At 67.5% G+C, this 16,218-nt stretch carries 15 protein-coding genes; 5 read left to right on the top strand and 10 right to left on the bottom strand.

Annotated elements, in window-relative coordinates; genetic code table 11:
* Positions 1-35: 35 nt before the first annotated feature.
* Positions 36-218 carry a 50S ribosomal protein L32 gene (rpmF, locus tag BLV60_RS02690; RefSeq protein WP_007830466.1) on the bottom strand — a complete coding sequence of 61 codons (183 nt, stop codon included), beginning with the start codon at positions 216-218 and terminating at the stop codon, positions 36-38.
* 155 nt (positions 219-373) lie between these two features.
* Positions 374-931 (bottom strand): YceD family protein, encoded by a 558-nt coding sequence (locus BLV60_RS02685; protein WP_093049407.1) that lies wholly within the window; start codon positions 929-931, stop codon positions 374-376.
* 82 nt (positions 932-1,013) lie between these two features.
* On the opposite strand from BLV60_RS02685, the gene BLV60_RS02680 reads away from it, so the two are divergent.
* From BLV60_RS02680 to BLV60_RS02670, 3 genes are read left to right on the top strand one after another with little or no spacing between them, the layout of a single operon-like run.
* The gene (locus BLV60_RS02680) at positions 1,014-1,595 is read left to right on the top strand and encodes a Maf family nucleotide pyrophosphatase (RefSeq protein ID WP_093049404.1); all 582 of its coding nucleotides are present in this window, start codon (positions 1,014-1,016) and stop codon (positions 1,593-1,595) included.
* Complete coding sequence (locus BLV60_RS02675) at positions 1,592-2,359, top strand: SAM-dependent methyltransferase (protein ID WP_093049401.1); 768 nt, start codon at positions 1,592-1,594, stop codon at positions 2,357-2,359. Before BLV60_RS02680 ends, BLV60_RS02675 begins: the two co-directional genes overlap by 4 nt.
* Before the next feature lie 2 nt (positions 2,360-2,361).
* Positions 2,362-3,513 carry an MFS transporter gene (locus BLV60_RS02670; protein WP_093049398.1) on the top strand — a complete coding sequence of 384 codons (1,152 nt, stop codon included), beginning with the start codon at positions 2,362-2,364 and terminating at the stop codon, positions 3,511-3,513.
* Between the two features lie 4 nt (positions 3,514-3,517).
* On the opposite strand, the gene BLV60_RS02665 is transcribed toward BLV60_RS02670, so the two are convergent.
* Genes BLV60_RS02665 through BLV60_RS02650 form a run of 4 tightly spaced genes read right to left on the bottom strand, consistent with a single transcriptional unit; the run spans position 3,518 to position 6,684 of the window.
* A complete protein-coding gene (locus BLV60_RS02665; protein ID WP_093049395.1) occupies positions 3,518-4,534 on the bottom strand; it encodes a S49 family peptidase in 1,017 nt (338 codons plus the stop codon).
* 1 nt (position 4,535) lies between these two features.
* Positions 4,536-4,907: a Rieske (2Fe-2S) protein gene (locus BLV60_RS02660; RefSeq protein ID WP_093049392.1), complete on the bottom strand. Its 372-nt coding sequence runs from the start codon at positions 4,905-4,907 to the stop codon at positions 4,536-4,538.
* Between the two features lie 12 nt (positions 4,908-4,919).
* The gene (locus tag BLV60_RS02655) at positions 4,920-5,591 is read right to left on the bottom strand and encodes an HAD family hydrolase (protein WP_093049389.1); all 672 of its coding nucleotides are present in this window, start codon (positions 5,589-5,591) and stop codon (positions 4,920-4,922) included.
* The gene (locus BLV60_RS02650) at positions 5,584-6,684 is read right to left on the bottom strand and encodes an RluA family pseudouridine synthase (protein WP_093050385.1); all 1,101 of its coding nucleotides are present in this window, start codon (positions 6,682-6,684) and stop codon (positions 5,584-5,586) included. The genes BLV60_RS02655 and BLV60_RS02650 overlap by 8 nt, the downstream gene beginning before the upstream one ends.
* A gap of 561 nt (positions 6,685-7,245) precedes the next feature.
* On the opposite strand from BLV60_RS02650, the gene BLV60_RS02645 reads away from it, so the two are divergent.
* Positions 7,246-10,443 (top strand): Rne/Rng family ribonuclease, encoded by a 3,198-nt coding sequence (locus tag BLV60_RS02645; RefSeq protein WP_093049386.1) that lies wholly within the window; start codon positions 7,246-7,248, stop codon positions 10,441-10,443.
* Positions 10,444-10,489: 46 nt separating this feature from the next.
* Here BLV60_RS02645 and BLV60_RS02640 read toward each other — a convergent pair whose 3' ends face one another.
* Positions 10,490-11,356 carry a LysR family transcriptional regulator gene (locus BLV60_RS02640; RefSeq protein ID WP_093049383.1) on the bottom strand — a complete coding sequence of 289 codons (867 nt, stop codon included), beginning with the start codon at positions 11,354-11,356 and terminating at the stop codon, positions 10,490-10,492.
* 122 nt (positions 11,357-11,478) lie between these two features.
* Between BLV60_RS02640 and BLV60_RS02635 the strand changes: the two genes are divergently transcribed.
* On the top strand, positions 11,479-13,041 hold the full coding sequence (locus BLV60_RS02635; RefSeq protein WP_093049381.1) for an MFS transporter: 1,563 nt from the start codon (positions 11,479-11,481) through the stop codon (positions 13,039-13,041).
* A 6-nt stretch (positions 13,042-13,047) separates the two neighbouring features.
* On the opposite strand, the gene BLV60_RS02630 is transcribed toward BLV60_RS02635, so the two are convergent.
* The 3 genes from BLV60_RS02630 to BLV60_RS02620 are packed head-to-tail and all read right to left on the bottom strand — an operon-like array spanning position 13,048 to position 16,208.
* Complete coding sequence (locus tag BLV60_RS02630) at positions 13,048-14,331, bottom strand: heme biosynthesis protein HemY (protein WP_093049378.1); 1,284 nt, start codon at positions 14,329-14,331, stop codon at positions 13,048-13,050.
* Between the two features lie 6 nt (positions 14,332-14,337).
* Complete coding sequence (locus tag BLV60_RS02625) at positions 14,338-15,438, bottom strand: uroporphyrinogen-III C-methyltransferase (RefSeq protein WP_093049375.1); 1,101 nt, start codon at positions 15,436-15,438, stop codon at positions 14,338-14,340.
* Positions 15,435-16,208 (bottom strand): uroporphyrinogen-III synthase, encoded by a 774-nt coding sequence (locus tag BLV60_RS02620; protein WP_093049373.1) that lies wholly within the window; start codon positions 16,206-16,208, stop codon positions 15,435-15,437. The genes BLV60_RS02625 and BLV60_RS02620 overlap by 4 nt, the downstream gene beginning before the upstream one ends.
* Positions 16,209-16,218: the final 10 nt, after the last annotated feature.

The following is a 16,218-nucleotide window of genomic DNA, read 5'->3' as shown; positions in this document are numbered from 1 at the left end:
GAAGTAGCTTCGGGCCTTGGCCTTGGAATGCGAGATCAGGCTTCAGACTTGTTCTTGAGCACCTGGCGGCCACGGTAGAAACCGTTGGGGCTGATGTGGTGGCGCAGGTGCGTTTCGCCGGTGGTCGGTTCCACGGCGATGCCGGGCACGACCAGCGCATTGTGGGAACGGTGCATGCCGCGCTTGGAAGGCGACTTCTTGTTTTGCTGGACGGCCATGATGGCTCCTGGACTGTTAGGTGAGTGATTGGATGCGGGCTCAAGCGGTGGCAATACAAAAAATTTAACGGCATGTATGGAATGCCTTTATCTGTACTGCTGCTCACGGCGGCGCGCGCGAAGCCCATGATTATAGCCCAGCCTGCGGGAAAGGGCTACTTTCCCTCTTCGGGCTTGCGCGAACGCAACGCGCCGAGCACTGCGAAGGGGTTCGGCTTGGCCTCTTCAGCCGCCTTGAAGTCCTCGTCGCTGGACGCAAGTTGCACCGGCGTGGGGCAGACATCGTGAACGGGCATGACGGGGATTTCCATCAGCAGCTCGTCCTCGATCAGGGCACGCAGGTCGAAATCCCGGCTCACGACGAGCAGGTCTTCCTCGGATTCCTCGTCTTGCGCCTCGGCAGTGGCCTCGTCGGCCACGAAACGGAACCAGCGATCCACGGAAAGCAGCGTGTCGACCGGCGACAGGCAACGCTGGCAGACCAGCGGCACGGTGGCTTCAGCCTCCAGGTGCAGCCAGGGCGCGGCCTTGCCATCCGCACCGGGGCGCTCTTCCCCGTGGGCCTCCCATCGGACCACCGCGTCGGGCGCCGGGACGGCCAGTTCGGCGACCAGGCGTACATAGTTCGGAACCGGATCGGCGGCTTCCAGGGTGGCGGCAGCGGCGGTAAAGCCGGGCACATTGAGCCGTTCGGGGGCAAATTCTCTCTTCATCCGCGCCAGTCTAGCGTGCCGGCCATTTCACCGGCTTGGGGCATACCTGAGAGTTCTGGGCGGCTCACGCACAATCGTCACCATGCAACGCACCGTGATCCTCGCCTCGACCTCGCGCTACCGCCGCGAACTGCTCACCCGCCTGCGCCTGCCCTTCGATGTGCACTCGCCGGAAGTCGACGAAACGCCCCAGACCGGCGAAACGCCGCACGACCTGGCCGTGCGCCTCGCGCTGGAAAAGGCCAACGCCGTGGCTACCCGCTTCCCAGAAGCCGTGGTCATCGGTTCGGACCAGGTGGCCGACCTGGCCGGCGAGGCGCTGGGCAAGCCCGGCGACCATGCCCGCGCCACCGCCCAATTGCGCCGCATGCGCGGCCAGACGCTGATCTTCCAGACGGCCGTGGCCGTCGTCTGCAAGGCCACCGGCTTCGTCCAGCGCGACATCGCGCCCGTGCGCGTGGTGTTCCGCGACCTCAGCGACGCCGCCATCGAACACTATCTGCAGGCCGAGCAGCCCTATGACTGCGCCGGCAGCGCCAAGAGCGAAGGCCTCGGCATCGCGCTGCTGAGCGCCATCGACAGCGACGACCCGACCGCACTGGTCGGCCTGCCGCTGATCCGCACCTGCCAGATGCTGCGCGCCGCGGGGGTCGATCTGCTGTGACACAACAAAAAGGCAAGCTCTACCTCGTTCCCGCGCCGCTCGACTTCGGCTGCGACGTGCAAGCCCCGCTGCAAGACGCCCTCCCGCTGGGCACGCTGCAGACAGCCGCCGGCATCACCCACTGGATCTGCGAGAACGCGAAATCCGCGCGTGCCTACCTGAAGCGCATCGACGAAGTGGCGCCACTGGCCGCTGCGCTGCAGGCGCAGAACATCCAGGAACTACCGCGCGAAGTGCACAAGAAAGGCGATCACGCAGGCCAGTTCGACGCCCGCCCCCTGCTGGCCGCCGCGCTCGAAGGCCACGACATCGGCCTGCTGAGCGAGGCAGGCATGCCGGCGGTGGCCGACCCGGGCTCCTCGGTGGCGCGCGCCGCGCACGACCTGGGCCTTACCGTGGTGCCGCTGACCGGCCCGGTCTCGCTGCTGCTTGCGCTGGCCGCGAGCGGGCTCAATGGCCAGAACTTCGCCTTCGTCGGCTATCTGCCTCAGGACGCCGGCGAGCGCCAGACCCGCATCCGCGAGCTCGAAGCGCTCGCGCTCAAGTCGGGCCAGACGCAGCTGTTCATCGAGACGCCCTATCGCAACGCCACGCTGCTGCAGGCCCTCGTGCAGACCCTGCAGCACAACACCCGGCTCGCCGTGGCACGCGGCCTGACGCTCGCCTCCGCCCACGTGCGCAGCGAGACGGTCAAATCCTGGCGCGCCAAGCCACAAGCCACCACAGACGAACGCCTGCCCGCCGTGTTCGCGATCGGCCGCTGACGATGGTGGGTGTTACCGCAGCCACGCGCTGGGCATCGCGCGCGCAGTTCTTTGCCGCCGGCTTCATCTTCGCGACCTGGGGCGTGCATGTGCCCACGGTCAAGGCGCACTACGGCATCGACGAAGCCCAGCTCGGGCTGGCGATGCTCGCGGCCGGTGCCGGTGCGATGTTCGGCCTGACCAGTGCAGGCCGCTGGATCGGCCGCCACGGCCCGCGTCGCGTGGCCGGCATCTGCGGCTGCATTTATGCACTGCTGCTGGCCGGCCTGATCGCGATGCCCGGCTATGCCGCGCTGCTGGTTCTGCTGGCGGCTTTCGGCCTCGTGACCAGCGTGTTCGACGTCTCGATCAACACTGAAGCCGCCCAGCTTGAACTGCACGGCGACACGCCCCTGATGAGCGGCATGCACGGCATGTTCAGCCTGGGCGGCATGGCCGGCGCCGCGAGCGGCAGCGCCGCGCTGGCGGCCGGGCTCGGCGCGCAGGCGCACCTGCTGCTGGTCTCGGTCGCGATGGTGCTGCTCGTTGCCGTAGCCTCGACACGCATGCTGCCCCGCCCCGCCACCAGCGGCGCCACCGAGGCCGATCACGGCTTCCTGCTGCCCCGCGGCACGCTCGCGGTGCTGGGCGTGCTCGCCGCACTGGGTCTGATCGCCGAAGGCGCGATCTACGACTGGAGCGTTCTCTATATGCAGCAGGAAATCGGCAGTCCCCAGCAACAGGCCGCCCTGGCCTATGCAAGCTTCTCGGCCGCGATGGCCGCGGCGCGCTTCGGCGGCGACGCGCTGCGCGCCCGCTTCTCGCCGAGCACGCTGCTGCTCGGCAGCGGCCTGCTGGCCGCGGCGTCCATGGCGCTGGTGCTCATCACCGACCTGCCCTGGCTGGCGCTGGTCGGCTTCGCGGGCGTGGGGGTCGGCTTTGCGAACGTGGTGCCGATCCTGTTCTCGGCCTCGGCGAAAGTTCCAGGCATCGAGCCCGCACGCGGCATTGCGTCGGTCTCGGCCCTGGCCTATCTGGGGTTCATGGCAGGCCCGGCAGTGATCGGGCTGCTGGCGCGGGCGACCTCGCTGACCGCCGCGCTCTATGTCGTCGTGGTCTTCGCCGCGGCGCTGGCGGCATCTGCGCGATACACCGCCAGCGGCGAAAACAAATAAGAGATCAGCGCAGGGCCGGCGCGGTGTGCATCAGCCGCACCGTGGTTTCAGCCATCGCCGCGCCGAACTTCTTGGCCAGCTTCTCGGCCACGTTGTCGCGCCGCGTGTAGTCGATCACCTCTTCGGCCTTGATCACTTCGCGCGCCACGTAGTCGACATTGCCCAGCTGGTCGGCCAGGCCGTATTCGACGGCCTGCTCGCCGCTCCAGAACAGTCCGCTGAACAGGCCGGGGGTGTCGAGCTTCAGGCGGTCGCCACGGCCGGCCTTCACCACATTGATGAACTGCGTGTGGATCTGGTTGAGCATCGTCTGCGCGTGCGCGCGCTGCGCATCGCTCATCGGGCTGAACGGATCGAGGAAGCCCTTGTTCTCGCCCGCCGTCAGCAGGCGGCGCTCGACGCCGACCTTCTCCATTACGCCGGTGAAGCCGAAGCCGTCCATCAGCACGCCGATGCTGCCGACGATGCTGGCCTTGTCGACGTAGATCTTGTCGGCGGCGGCGGCAATGTAATAGGCGGCCGAGGCGCAAGTCTCCTCGACCACGGCATAGACCGGCTTCTTGTACTTGGCCTTCAGGCGCTTGATCTCGTCGTTGATGATGCCGGCCTGCACCGGGCTGCCGCCGGGCGAGTTGATCAGCAGGACCACGCCCTTGGCGCCTTCGTCCTCGAAGGCCGTCTTCATCGCGGCGACCACGAACTCCGCGCTCGCATCCCCGCCATTGGCGATTTCGCCCTTGATCTCGACGACGGCGGTGTGCGCCGTGGTCTTGGCCGTGCTCGGCGCGCTGCGCGAGAGCGCGAACCACGCCAGGAAGACGAAGAAGGCAAGCCAGGACAGACGCACGAAGGTCTTCCAGCGGCGCGTGGCCTTCTGTTCGTTCAACGAAGCGAAGGCGAGCTTTTCGAGGGTGGCGCGCTCCCAACCGGGGCGCTGCGTGGGATCTTTGGCCATATTCGTGGGAGGGGCCGGCTCAAATGGTTCGAACCCGGCGGGTTCCGTTCGGTTCGGGTCGGTCATGTCAGAAGGTCAGGGGGTGAAGGTTCCAGCCAGTATGCCAGTGCACTACGCCGTCATGCTCGCTCAAGGCGATCTTCACGAGGCCGCCGCGGCACGGCCCGCCCGCGCATTCGCCGGTGTCGGGCTTGTAGACCGCGCCGTGCGTCGCGCACAGCAGCCACTGGCCGGTGTCGTCGAAGAAGCGGTCGGGCTGGAAGTCGAGTTCCATCGCGACGTGGCTGCACCGGTTGAGAAACGCATGCGGCTGCCCCTCGAAACGTATCGCGAAGGCGCGGCAGGTTTCTCCGCCATAGACCACGTCGAAGGGCACGGCCAGGCTGCCTTCGACCAGGTCCGCGGCATTGCACAACGGGATACGTTCTTCGTCGCTCATGGCGGGACTTTTTCAGGCGTTTCCGAGGAGCCACGCCTCGAGGTCGGCCACCGAATGCGCAATGTGCAGCGGCTTGAATTCGTCGAAGCTGGCGGGTTCGTGCGCGCCGTAGCTCACACCCACGTTGGCGCAGCCGGCGTTCTGCGCAAGCTGCAGGTCATGCGTGGTGTCGCCGATCATCAGGGTGCGTTCCGGCGGCACGTCGAGTTCTTCCATCAGCTCCAGCAGCATGCGCGGATGCGGCTTGCCGAAGGTTTCGTCGGCAGTGCGAGAGGCATCGAAGCGGTCGCGCAGCGCGACCGACTTGAGCGCCTCATTGAGGCCGCGGCGCGACTTGCCGGTGGCCACGGCCAGTTTGTGGCCGCGCGCGCGCAGGGCATCGAGCATCTGCAGCACGCCATCGAAGAGCACGAGGTCGTCCTGGTGCTGAAGATAGTGGTAGCGGTAACGGGCGCCAAGCTCCGGGTATTTTTCTTTCGGCACGTCGGGCGCCGCACGCGCGAGCGCCTCGGCCAGGCCGAGGCCGATCACCCAGGCGGCGTCGTTCTCGCTCGGCTTGGCGCCGCCGACGTCGATCACCGCGGCCTGGATGCAGCGCACGATCAGGCGCGTGGAGTCATAGAGCGTGCCGTCCCAGTCGAAGGCAATCAGGTCGAAGCGAAGAGGTCTGGAAGAATCAGTCATGGGCCGTGGGAGTGGGGTGTTGGGCCAGTGCCTCGAGGGCAGCGGGCGGCATCAGCGCGTGCAGTTCGGGCGGCAGGTCGGCCTGCAGCGCCACGCGATGGCCGCTGGCCGGATGGTTGAATTGCAGCCGCCAGGCGTGCAGGAACATGCGCTTGAGGCCAAGTTTCTGAAATGCGCGCTGGCGTTCGGACTCGCCGTACTTGTCGTCGCCGGCAATCGGGTGCCCGGCCGACGCGAGGTGAACGCGAATCTGATGCGTGCGCCCGGTCTTGATAGTCACTGCCAGCAACGACAGCGGCGCGGCATCGCCCGGCAGCGAGAGCCGCGCCAGCACCCGCACCAGCGTGACGGCGCGCATGGCGTCCGGATGGTCCTTGGCGACCACGCGCACGCGGCGCTCGCCGGCGCCAGCGCCGGAACCGTCGGGCAGCAAATACTTGGCCAGCGGCGCGTCGAGCACCTTCTTGTTGGCCGGCCAGGTGCCCTCGACCAGCGCCAGATAGGTCTTGCCGGTTTCGCGTTCGCGGAACTGGTCCTGCAGCGCGACCAGCGCGCTGCGCTTCTTGGCGACGAGCAGGATGCCGGAGGTTTCGCGGTCCAGCCGGTGCACCAGTTCCAGGAATTTGGCGGCGGGCCGGGCCGTGCGCAGTTGCTCGATTACGCCAAAGCTCACGCCGCTGCCGCCATGGACGGCCACGCCGGCCGGCTTGTCGATGGCCAGCACGGCTTCGTCTTCGAGCAGCACCGGAAATTCGCGCGCCGGTGCCGGCGGGGTGCCGCCCTCTTCAGCGCGCGGCGAGATGCGGATCGGTGGCAGCCGCAGCACGTCGCCCGCCTCGATACGGGTTTCGGCCTGCACCCGGCCCTTGTTGATGCGCACCTCGCCCGACCGGATGATCCGGTAGACGTGCGTCTTCGGAACGCCTTTCAGATGGCGGAAAAGGAAGTTGTCGAGCCGCTGCCCGGCAGATTCGGCGTCGACCGTGAGGAATGTGATGGCCGAATGCGGCGCCCCGGCTTCGCCTGGGGCTTTTTGGCCTGCGGGATTTGGAGCAGCCGCGGGGCCTTGCTTCGCACCTATAATGTTTTTCACCAGCGCGGTCATGTAAGTGCTTGATTAGACAGAAGTTTAGTCCACTGCCATCAAATACCCAGGACGGCGCTGTGAGGTCGATGCCGCTTTGGCGCCGAGCTGCAAACCCCGCGCAATTGCGCAAAGTGGCAGACCAGGCACCCAAGTCAAGCCGACACCCACGAAACACCGATACGGAATACCAGCCTGCAGCTTCCAAGCTGCCGGCGGATCGAAGCGAGTCCCTTGTTGTGTTGATGCTGCTGATTCAAATGTGCCTGCGCTGGCCAACCTGGTTTCGACCAGTGGCCTCAGGCATTGAATCGTTGGCAGCGTGCGCCACTCTTGCGCAACCAGCTATCAAAAAGATAGCTGGCCAACACCGAATCTGGCTCGCGCCCATCCACGCGCCCCCACCCCGGCTGTCTTCTTGAGCTAACGCTCGAGAGGCCTGCTCGCGCCTGGCGCGGCAGTGAACAGCATCCGGGGCCCAAGCGGCAATTCCCTGGTTTCGCGGGCGTCGTCCGTGCATCGTTGGCCCATCAAGGGCCGGTAGAACGATACATATAAGGACAACGCATCATGAAGCGGATGCTGATCAATGCCACGCAGGCCGAAGAACGCCGCCTGGCCATCGTCGACGGGCAGAAACTGCTCGACTACGAAATCGAAATCGAAGGGCGCGAACAGCGCAAGGGCAACATCTACAAAGCCGTCGTGACGCGCGTCGAGCCCTCGCTCGAAGCCTGTTTCGTCGACTACGGCGAAGACCGCCACGGCTTCCTGCCGTTCAAGGAAATCTCCAAGCAATATTTCGCCGAGGGCGTGTCTGCCAGCCAGGCCCGCATCCAGGACGCGATCCGCGAAGGCCAGGAACTCACCGTCCAGGTCGAAAAAGAAGAACGCGGCAACAAGGGCGCAGCCCTCACCACCTTCATCTCGCTGGCCGGCCGCTACGTCGTGCTGATGCCGAACAACCCCCGTGGCGGTGGCGTTTCGCGCCGCATCGAGGGTGACGACCGCGCTGAACTCAAGGAGGCGATGGACCAGCTCGAGTACCCGAAGGGCATGAGCATCATCGCGCGCACCGCCGGCATCGGCCGCATCGCGTCCGAACTCCAGTGGGACCTGAACTACCTGCTCAAGCTCTGGACCGCCATCGACGGCGCGGCCAAGGGCGGCAAGGGTGCCTTCCTGATCTACCAGGAATCTTCGCTCGTCATCCGCGCCATCCGTGATTACTTCAATCACGACATCGGCGACATCCTGATCGACACCGACGACATCTACGACCAGGCGCAGCAGTTCATGGCGCACGTCATGCCCGAGCATGCCGCCCGCGTGAAGCGCTACCGCGACGACGCGGCCCTGTTCAGCCGCTTCCAGATCGAGCACCAGATCGAATCGGCCTACGCCCGCACCGTGCAACTGCCTTCGGGCGGCGCCATCGTGATCGACCACACCGAAGCACTGGTCTCCGTCGACGTGAACTCGGCCCGCGCCATCAAGGGCGGCGACATCGAGGAGACCGCCACCCGCACCAACCTCGAAGCCGCCGACGAAGTGGCCCGCCAGATGCGCCTGCGCGACCTGGGCGGCCTGATCGTCATCGACTTCATCGACATGGACGAGTCGAAGAACCGCCGCGAAGTCGAAAGCCGCCTGCGCGACGCGCTGCGCCAGGACCGCGCCCGCGTGCAGTTCGGCTCGATCAGCAAGTTCGGCCTGATGGAAATGAGCCGCCAGCGCCTGAAGCCCGCGCTCTCCGAAGGCTCGTCGATCCCCTGCCCCCGCTGCGGCGGCTCGGGCCACATCCGCGACACCGAATCGAGCGCGCTGCAGATCCTGCGCATCATTCAGGAAGAGTCCATGAAGGACAACACGGCCGCCGTGCATGTGCAGGTGCCCGTGGAAGTCGCCTCGTTCCTGCTGAACGAAAAGCGCCCCGAAATCGCGAAGATCGAGCTCAAGCAGCGCGTCACCGTGCTGATGGTGCCCAACAAGACGCTCGAAACGCCGAACTACAAGCTCGAGCGCCTGAAGCACGACGATCCGCGCCTCGACCACATCGAAGCCAGCTACAAGATGGCCGACGAGATCGAAGACCCGACATCGGTCACGCGCCGTTCGCAAGAGCCCACCAACAAGCAGACGCCGGTCATCAAGGGCGTGCTGCCCGATGCGCCCGCGCCCGTGGTGCCGCCCAAGCCCGAAGCAGTGCGTGCGCCTGTCGCAGCAGCACCCGCACCGGTCGCACCGCCCGTGGTGAGCGCACCGGTTCCGGCGCAGACCGGCTTCTTCGCCTGGATCAAGAACCTGTTCGGCGGCACGCCGGCCCCCGCTGCGGCGCCTGCGCCGTCCGCGATCCCGGTCGAGGCACCGAAGCCCCGTCGCGACGGCCGTCCTGGCCGCGACGGCGAAGCACGCGGCGGCGCACGTGACGGCGAACAGCGCCGCGGCGGCCGCGGCGGCGAAGGCCGCGGCGAGAACGGCGGACGCTCCGGCGGTCGCGACGGCGAACGCCGTGGCGGCCGTGGTGGCGAGCGCCGTGAAGGTCGCGAAGGCCGTGAAGGCCGCAGCAGCGAACTGCGCAACGACGCCGCCAACCAGCCGCGTGAACAACGCGAACCGCGCGAGCAGCGTGAACCCCGCGAGCCGCGTGAAGCGCGCGCACCGCGCGACGGCGAACAACGCCGCAACGGTCGTGGCGAGCGCCGCGAAGGCGAAGGCCGCGAAGGTCGCAACAACGCACCGGCCGAAGCACTCGACGGCAACGTCAACCTCGAAGCCCAGCAACTGGCGCCCGGCGCCGTTGCAGGCGACGAAGGCAACGCAGCGGAACGCGCACCCCGCGCCCGCGGCGAACGCCGTGAACGTGGCGAGCGCGGTGAACGTGGTGGCGAACGCAATGGCGCCGACAACAACGGCGCCCGCGAACGCAACAATGCCGAAGCCGGCGAAGGCGCCGCACAAGGCGAGCAACGCCAGCCCCGCAACGGCCGCGACGAGCAGCGCGCACCGCGTGGCGAACGCAGCGACCGCAACGACGGCCGCCGCGAACGCCGCAACGACGCACCTCAAGCCGAAGCGGATGCACGCGGCGCCGAGGCCGCAGCAGCCGATGTCGATCAAGGCGGCGAAGCCAGCATCAACGGCAGCAACGAGCAGGCACCGCGCCGCGAAGGCGACGAGCGCCGCGGCCGTTCGCGTGACCGCTACGGCCGTGACCGCCGCGAACGCGGCCCGCGCGATGAAGCCGAAGCCACCGCCGAAGGCGCCGCAACGGAAGCCACGGGCGATGCACAGCAGCAAGCCCCGCAGCAGCAACTGCCGCTGGCGTCGGAACGCTTCGAAGCAGTCGAAGCCGCTGCGGCACCGGAAGTCCGAGAACCCGTGGCAGCACCGCAGCAGGTCCGCGCTGAGCGCCCCGCGCCGGCACCGGCTGTCGTGGCAGCAGTTGCGCCGATCGTCGTCGAAAGCGCCAAGGCGCCTGTCGCCGCCAACGGCCGCGCACTGCCCAAGGTCCAGCCTTTCGAACTGCCGCTGAACGAGCTCGCGCAGATCGCCGAGAGCTCGGGCCTGCAGTGGGTCAACTCGGATGCCGAACGCATCGCGCAAGCACGCGCCGCCATCGAAGCCGAGCCGAAGCCGGTGCACGTGCCGCGCGAACGCCCACCGGTGGTTGTGCTCGACGAAGGTCCGCTGGTGCTGGTCGAAACCCGCCGCGACCTCGGTTCGATGTCGCTGCCGTTCGAGCAAGAGCAGCAACGCAGCCTCTGAGCGACACACGCTCCCAAGTAAAAACGGCGCCAGTGGCGCCGTTTTTTTATGCCTTGTCGTGCGCCGGCAGTTCCGGCATCTCCAGGATCAGCTGGCCGAACCGGCAGGCGCATTCCGTCTTGCCGCCCTCGCTCCAGATAAGCGAAAAATCCACGTTCGGCAAAGGCGGCAGGCCATAGCGGCCGTCGACGATCTTCATGCCCGGCTCCACGTCCTCGCGCGTGAGCACCGTCACGGCCAGCCCCGCCAGCACGGCCGCGCGAATGCCATGCTGGCTCGCGGAGGTGAACACGACGTGCCAGTCGACCGGCGTCGCATCCAGCGCTGCGCCGGCCAGTTCACGGTTGACGCAGGGCTTCGGAAAGTACGCCAGCGGCAGCGACGCGCCGGCGGGCGGCTCGAAAGTCTCAGCCGCCACCCACACCAGTTGCGTGCGCCGCAAGCGCGTGCCCTCCTCGCAATCGGCCGGCGACATCACCACCGCGAGGTCGAGCTCGCCCGCCTTGATCATTGCGCGAAAGTCGAGGTGCATGCTCACGCTGACTTCCATGCGCGTGGCGGGGAACGAGCGCGCGAACTGCGAGAGCAGCGGCGGCAACCGGTCGCCCATGAAGGTGTCAGGCGCGCCGAAGCGCACCACGCCCGAGATCAGCGAGGGTTGAAAGCGCCGCGTCATCGTGTCGAGCGTGTCGAGGATCTGCTGCGCATAGCGAAGGAAGTCTTCGCCGTCTTCCGTCACCGTGAGGCGGCGTGTCGTGCGATGCAGCAGCGGCCGGCCCACTTGTTCCTCGAGCCGCCGGATCTGGTGGCTGATGGCCGACTGCGTCAGGTGCAGCCGCTGGGCAGCGCGCGTGAAGCCGCCGGTTTCCTTGACGGCCACGAAGGCTCGCAGCAGCGCAGGGTCGAAATCCATGGCAATCAACCAATCAATGATGAATCATCATGGATTCTAGGAAATTAAATCATTTCCATCATGAAGAGGCCTTCCCCAGAATCGCCCGGACCTCTTTGCCAAAGACTCCCGAAAGACTTCCGATGCCTCTCTCCCATACCGGCAAGAACCGGGTCGCGCTGGCCGCGATCTGCCTCATTGCCCTGATGTTCGGCCTGGAAATCTCCAGCGTGCCGGTCATTCTTCCCACGCTCGAACAGGCATTGCACGCCGACTTCAGCGACATGCAGTGGATCATGAACGCCTACACCATCGCCTGCACCACGGTTTTGATGGCCGCGGGCACGCTTGCCGACCGCTACGGCCGCAAGCGCCTCCTCGTCGTCGGCGTGGTGCTCTTCGGCCTCACCTCGCTGGCCTGCGGGCTGGCGCAGAGCGCGCCGGTGCTGATCGTCAGCCGCTTCCTCCAGGGCCTGAGCGGCGGCGCGATGCTGATCTGCCAGCTCGCCGTGCTCTCGCACCAGTTCCAGGAAGGCAAGCAACGCAGCAAGGCCTTCGCCATCTGGGGCGTGGTCTTCGGCATGGGCCTGGGGTTCGGGCCGATCATCGGCGGCGCGATCGTGGCGCTGTCGAACTGGCAGTGGGTGTTCCTGGTCCATGTGCCGCTGGCGGCGGTGGCCGTTGCCCTGGTGTTCGGCAGCGTGGAAGAGTCGAGCGACCCCGATGCGCAAAAGCTCGACCTGCCTGGCATCGTCACGCTGTCGCTTGCGGTGCTGGGCCTGACGTACTTCATCACGCAGGGGCCGGGTCTCGGCTTTGCGAGCCCGCTGGCCATCGGCGTGATCGCGGCGTCGGCCGCGAGCTTCGCGCTCTTCCTGTGGGTGGAAAAGATCAACCCGCATCCGATGTTCGACTTCTCGGTCTTCAAGATTCGCAATTTCTCGGGTTCGATCATCGGCTCCATCGGCATGAACTTCAGCTTCTGGCCGTTCATGATCTACCTGCCGATCTACTTCCAGGGCGCGCTGGGCTACGACGCGGTCACGGCCGGCTCGGCACTGCTGGCCTACACGCTGCCCACGCTCGTGCTGCCGCCGCTGGCCGAGCGGCTGTCGCTGCGCTACCGGCCCGGCGTGGTCATTCCCGCAGGGCTGTTCGTCATCGGGCTCGGCTTCATTGCAATGCGCTATGGCAGCGGCATGGTTCACGCGGGCTGGATGACGATGCTGCCCGGCTGCCTGCTGGCCGGCATCGGGCTGGGCCTGACCAACACGCCCGTCACCAACACTACCACCGGTTCGGTGCCGAGCTCGCGCGCGGGCATGGCTTCGGGCATGGACATGAGCGCACGGCTGATCACGCTGGCCATCAACATCGCTCTGATGGGGTTCATCCTGCTCGAAGGCATTCATGCGCATCTGCGCGGCGCGTTGTCGGCATCGCTCGACGCAATGCAATTGCGCGCGCTGGCGGAAAAGATCGCGGCCGGCAACTTCGCGTCGCTTGCCGAAGGCTTTCCGGCGCTGTCGCAGGCGGACCCGTCCGGCGCCGTCGTGCATGCGGCGCTGGTGAGCAGCTTCGGGCTGGTGATGCTCTACGGGGGAGTCGGCGTCTGGGTGCTGGCCGGCGTCAGTCTGCTGATCTTCGGCAGTGGCAAGCCACTGGCGCAGTCATCGGGCCTGCACGCCGAGAGGTCCTGCCCCTGAAAACGCTCAGCTGTTCTCGATCTGCGCCGCGCGCTTCCACGCCTCGGCGGCTTGCTCGGCATCGTCGCGGTCTTCGGCCAACTGGGCCAACGCGAGCCAGGCACGGCGGTACAGATCGGTGTCCTGCAGCCCAAGGCCGGCCTGCGTCAACAGTTGCTGGGCCTTGCCCCACAACTGGCGCTTCATGCAGGCCATGCCTGCGAGGTACTGGAGGTTCGGGTCGCGCGGGTTGTTGCGCTGCGCGCTTTCGATGCGCGCCAGCCAGTCGGCATCGACCGAGTCGAGCCCCGCTTCGAGCGCACGCGCCAGCTTGACGCGCAGCGCATCGCCGAGCGCGCGTGGGTTGGCCACCATGCGCTCCCAGGCCGGCAGCAGCCAGCCGCGCGCCAGAGCAAGGTCGCCACGCAGCGCGACCATCCGTTGGGCAGCGTGAATCGCCACTTCGGGCATGTCGCGCTCATTGGCATCGAGCTCAGTCCACGCGCGAAGCAGCTGCGCCGGATCGTGCGCGCCCGTCAGCAGCTCGGTCGCCAGCCCGCGCACGATGCTCTGTGCCGCGGCGTCAGAGAAGGCGCGGTGCTTGGCCAGCAGGCGCGCGGTTTCGAGCGCTTCGAGCGTGCGGCGATCCTGCCGTGCCGCCTTGAGCCGCAGGCGCAGTGCGAGCGTGCGGCGCTGTGCACCTTGCGGCAGTTCTTCGAGCCGCGCAAGTGCCGCGGCTGCATCGCGGTCTTCGAGCGCCCAACGCGCCGCGCGCAGTTGCACGCCTTCGCGCGTCTCCGGGCTGGCGAGCACGGCGCGGTCGGCGCTTTCGTTGAGGGCCTGCTGCAGATGGGCGTCGCGTGCTGGCTTGTCTTGCAGGGCCTGTGCGCTCTCGGCTGCCAGCAGGTGCGACAGCACGCGCACCTGCTGCGCCTGCGGCAGGCTGGCGCCGAGCGCCGACAGCGTTTTCTCCTGCGTGAGCGCGGCCTGCGCGGCCTTGCGTGCACGCGAGAAGCGACCCGAGATCAGCTGCACCATCGCATCGAGCAGGGCTGCATGCAGCGTGCGCTCCTTCTGCTGCAGCCGCCATTGGCGCGCCTGCGTCGGCAGCGAGAACAGTGCTGCCAGCGCACGCAAAGCCACGTGCATCAGCACGAAGGCCACCAGCAGGATCACGAGCACGAGGTTCAGCGACAGGTCGACACGCCAGGGCGGCCAGAACACGGTGATCGTGCCCTGGTTGTTGCCTGCGAAAAGAGCGACTGCTGCTGCAACAGCGAACAGCGCGAGGAGCCAGATTGCGGCGCGCATGTCCGATCAGCGTCCTGCTGCGGCGGTGGCCAGTGCCGCGAGCGTGTCGTCGATGCGGACCGGCTCGGACGTCTTCACCAGCGCCTGCAGCTGCTGCAGCTGCGTGGCGGCGGCCTGGGTGCGGCGCGATGCGGGATCGAAATAGCGGTTGAGCGAGGCAGTTACCTGCGACAGCTCGCCGCGCGTGGCCTCCATTTGCCGCGACAGCAGCGACAGGCGCGCATTGAGCAGCTTGAGCTTCAGGTTCTCGCGCAGGAAATAAGACTGCTCGGGCGCCAGCAGGATCGCCTCCGGGCTCTGGATGCGGCCGACGCGCACCAGCGAGCGTGCCTCGCCGCGCACGGTGAGCAGCACGCGGCGCCACCACGGCGCGTCGGCGGGAATCGGCTCGGGCTGCCAGGCGTTGGTGCCGGTGCCGCGCACGGCAACGGCGTTGAGCGTGGGCAGGTCGTCCACGCCGCGCATCAGTTCGTCGAGCTTCTGCAGCGCTTCGGCGCTGTCGGTGCTTGCAGTGCTGCGCAGGCGGTCGGCATCGCGCTGCATGGCACGCTGCAGTGGCGTCAGCCGTGGCTGCGCGGCTCGCGCGATGCGCACGTCGCCGGCCTTCAGCGCAGCCAGCAGCGGCTCGACGCTGCCGGTGACCTGTGCCTGCTGCAGGGCAAGGCGCACGGCCGACTCGATGTCGACCACGAGGTTCTCGTCGCGCGAACGCGAGAGGCTTTGAATGAGCTCTTCGAGCTGCGAGCGTTGCAGCGCGACTTCAGCCACGCGGGTTTCGACCAGAGCCACGCGGGCCGAGGCCTCGCGAACGGTGTCGCTTGCCTGGCGGGCCAGCGTGCGCGCCTCCATCGATTGCGCGATGGCATCGGCGCTCTGGCGTGCCAGCTGCTCCTTCATGCCGCCGACCTTCTGCCACAACGCGATCGTCATCAGCAACGCGGCCAGCGCCACGAGGGCCACGAGGCCGAATGCGATGCGAGAGAGGATCAGCGCCCCTGCTGCCTGTGCGGCCGGCGTCTGGTGCGGTGCCAGCGTGGCGGGCACCGGCGCCGTGGCAGCGGTTGGGGAAGGAGAGGAAAAATCGTCTGACGGGGACGCGGCGCTCATGCCAAGGATTCTATAGACGCGATCAGCGCATCCCGCAGTGGTGTGCATACACGCAACGCCCCGAAACCCGCGGCCCGCGCGGCTTCGCCGATTCGTGCATGCGTGGCGACCGCGCTCGCGGCATGCCATTGCACACCGGGCATCGCGCGCTGCAGATTGCCGATGGCCTCGGAGCTGCTGAAGAGCCAGATCGCGCGGCCTTCGGCGCCGTCGATGGCCAGCCGACGTTGTACGACATCCAGCGACGGCGGCAACCGGCGATAGGCCACCACGGTGTCGCGATGGCCGCCCGCGGCATCGATTTCATTGGCGAGCCAGTCGCGCCCTGTGGGGTGCCCGGCTTCGTCGCCGCCACGCACGATCAGCACTCGCACGCCGGCAGACACCTGGGCCTGCACCCGCTCCCACAGCGCTTCGGAGTCGAAACGCGTGGCCTCGGGAGGTGGTGCGTCGATGAGCTCCGACAGCACGCCGGCGCGAAGCAAGGCGCGCGTGGTGCCTGGGCCCGTGGCCCAGAAGCGGCGCTCTGCCAGCGTATCGGCAGCGTTCTTGTGCTGGAAGAAATGTTCGACGGCCGTGGCGCTCACGAACATCAGCGCCGCGTAGTCCACCAACTGCCGCCACGCCGTACGCAGCGGTTCGGCATCGGCCACTGGCGCGATCACGATGAGCGGCAGCGCCACCGCATCGAGCCCAGCGGCGCGCAGGTCACTCACCCATTGCGCCGCCTCGCGCGCCGGCCGCGTGACGATGACGGGGCGGGCGGTCATACGATGACCA

Origin of the sequence: Variovorax sp. YR634, from assembly GCF_900106655.1 — a bacterium.
Classification (GTDB): domain Bacteria; phylum Pseudomonadota; class Gammaproteobacteria; order Burkholderiales; family Burkholderiaceae_C; genus Variovorax.
Note: the sequence above shows the minus strand (reverse complement) of the source record. Positions and strands in the feature narration are given on the sequence as shown.

Coding starts and splice junctions, on each gene's coding strand:
- BLV60_RS02655 (WP_093049389.1), bottom strand. CDS start 5,591: ATGACTGATTCTTCCAGACCTCTTCGCTTCGACCTGATTGCCTTCGAC.
- BLV60_RS02625 (WP_093049375.1), bottom strand. CDS start 15,438: ATGAGCGCCGCGTCCCCGTCAGACGATTTTTCCTCTCCTTCCCCAACC.
- BLV60_RS02635 (WP_093049381.1), top strand. CDS start 11,479: ATGCCTCTCTCCCATACCGGCAAGAACCGGGTCGCGCTGGCCGCGATC.
- BLV60_RS02640 (WP_093049383.1), bottom strand. CDS start 11,356: ATGGATTTCGACCCTGCGCTGCTGCGAGCCTTCGTGGCCGTCAAGGAA.
- BLV60_RS02630 (WP_093049378.1), bottom strand. CDS start 14,331: ATGCGCGCCGCAATCTGGCTCCTCGCGCTGTTCGCTGTTGCAGCAGCA.
- BLV60_RS02645 (WP_093049386.1), top strand. CDS start 7,246: ATGAAGCGGATGCTGATCAATGCCACGCAGGCCGAAGAACGCCGCCTG.
- BLV60_RS02670 (WP_093049398.1), top strand. CDS start 2,362: ATGGTGGGTGTTACCGCAGCCACGCGCTGGGCATCGCGCGCGCAGTTC.
- BLV60_RS02680 (WP_093049404.1), top strand. CDS start 1,014: ATGCAACGCACCGTGATCCTCGCCTCGACCTCGCGCTACCGCCGCGAA.
- BLV60_RS02665 (WP_093049395.1), bottom strand. CDS start 4,534: ATGACCGACCCGAACCGAACGGAACCCGCCGGGTTCGAACCATTTGAG.
- BLV60_RS02620 (WP_093049373.1), bottom strand. CDS start 16,208: ATGACCGCCCGCCCCGTCATCGTCACGCGGCCGGCGCGCGAGGCGGCG.
- BLV60_RS02685 (WP_093049407.1), bottom strand. CDS start 931: ATGAAGAGAGAATTTGCCCCCGAACGGCTCAATGTGCCCGGCTTTACC.
- BLV60_RS02660 (WP_093049392.1), bottom strand. CDS start 4,907: ATGAGCGACGAAGAACGTATCCCGTTGTGCAATGCCGCGGACCTGGTC.
- rpmF (WP_007830466.1), bottom strand. CDS start 218: ATGGCCGTCCAGCAAAACAAGAAGTCGCCTTCCAAGCGCGGCATGCAC.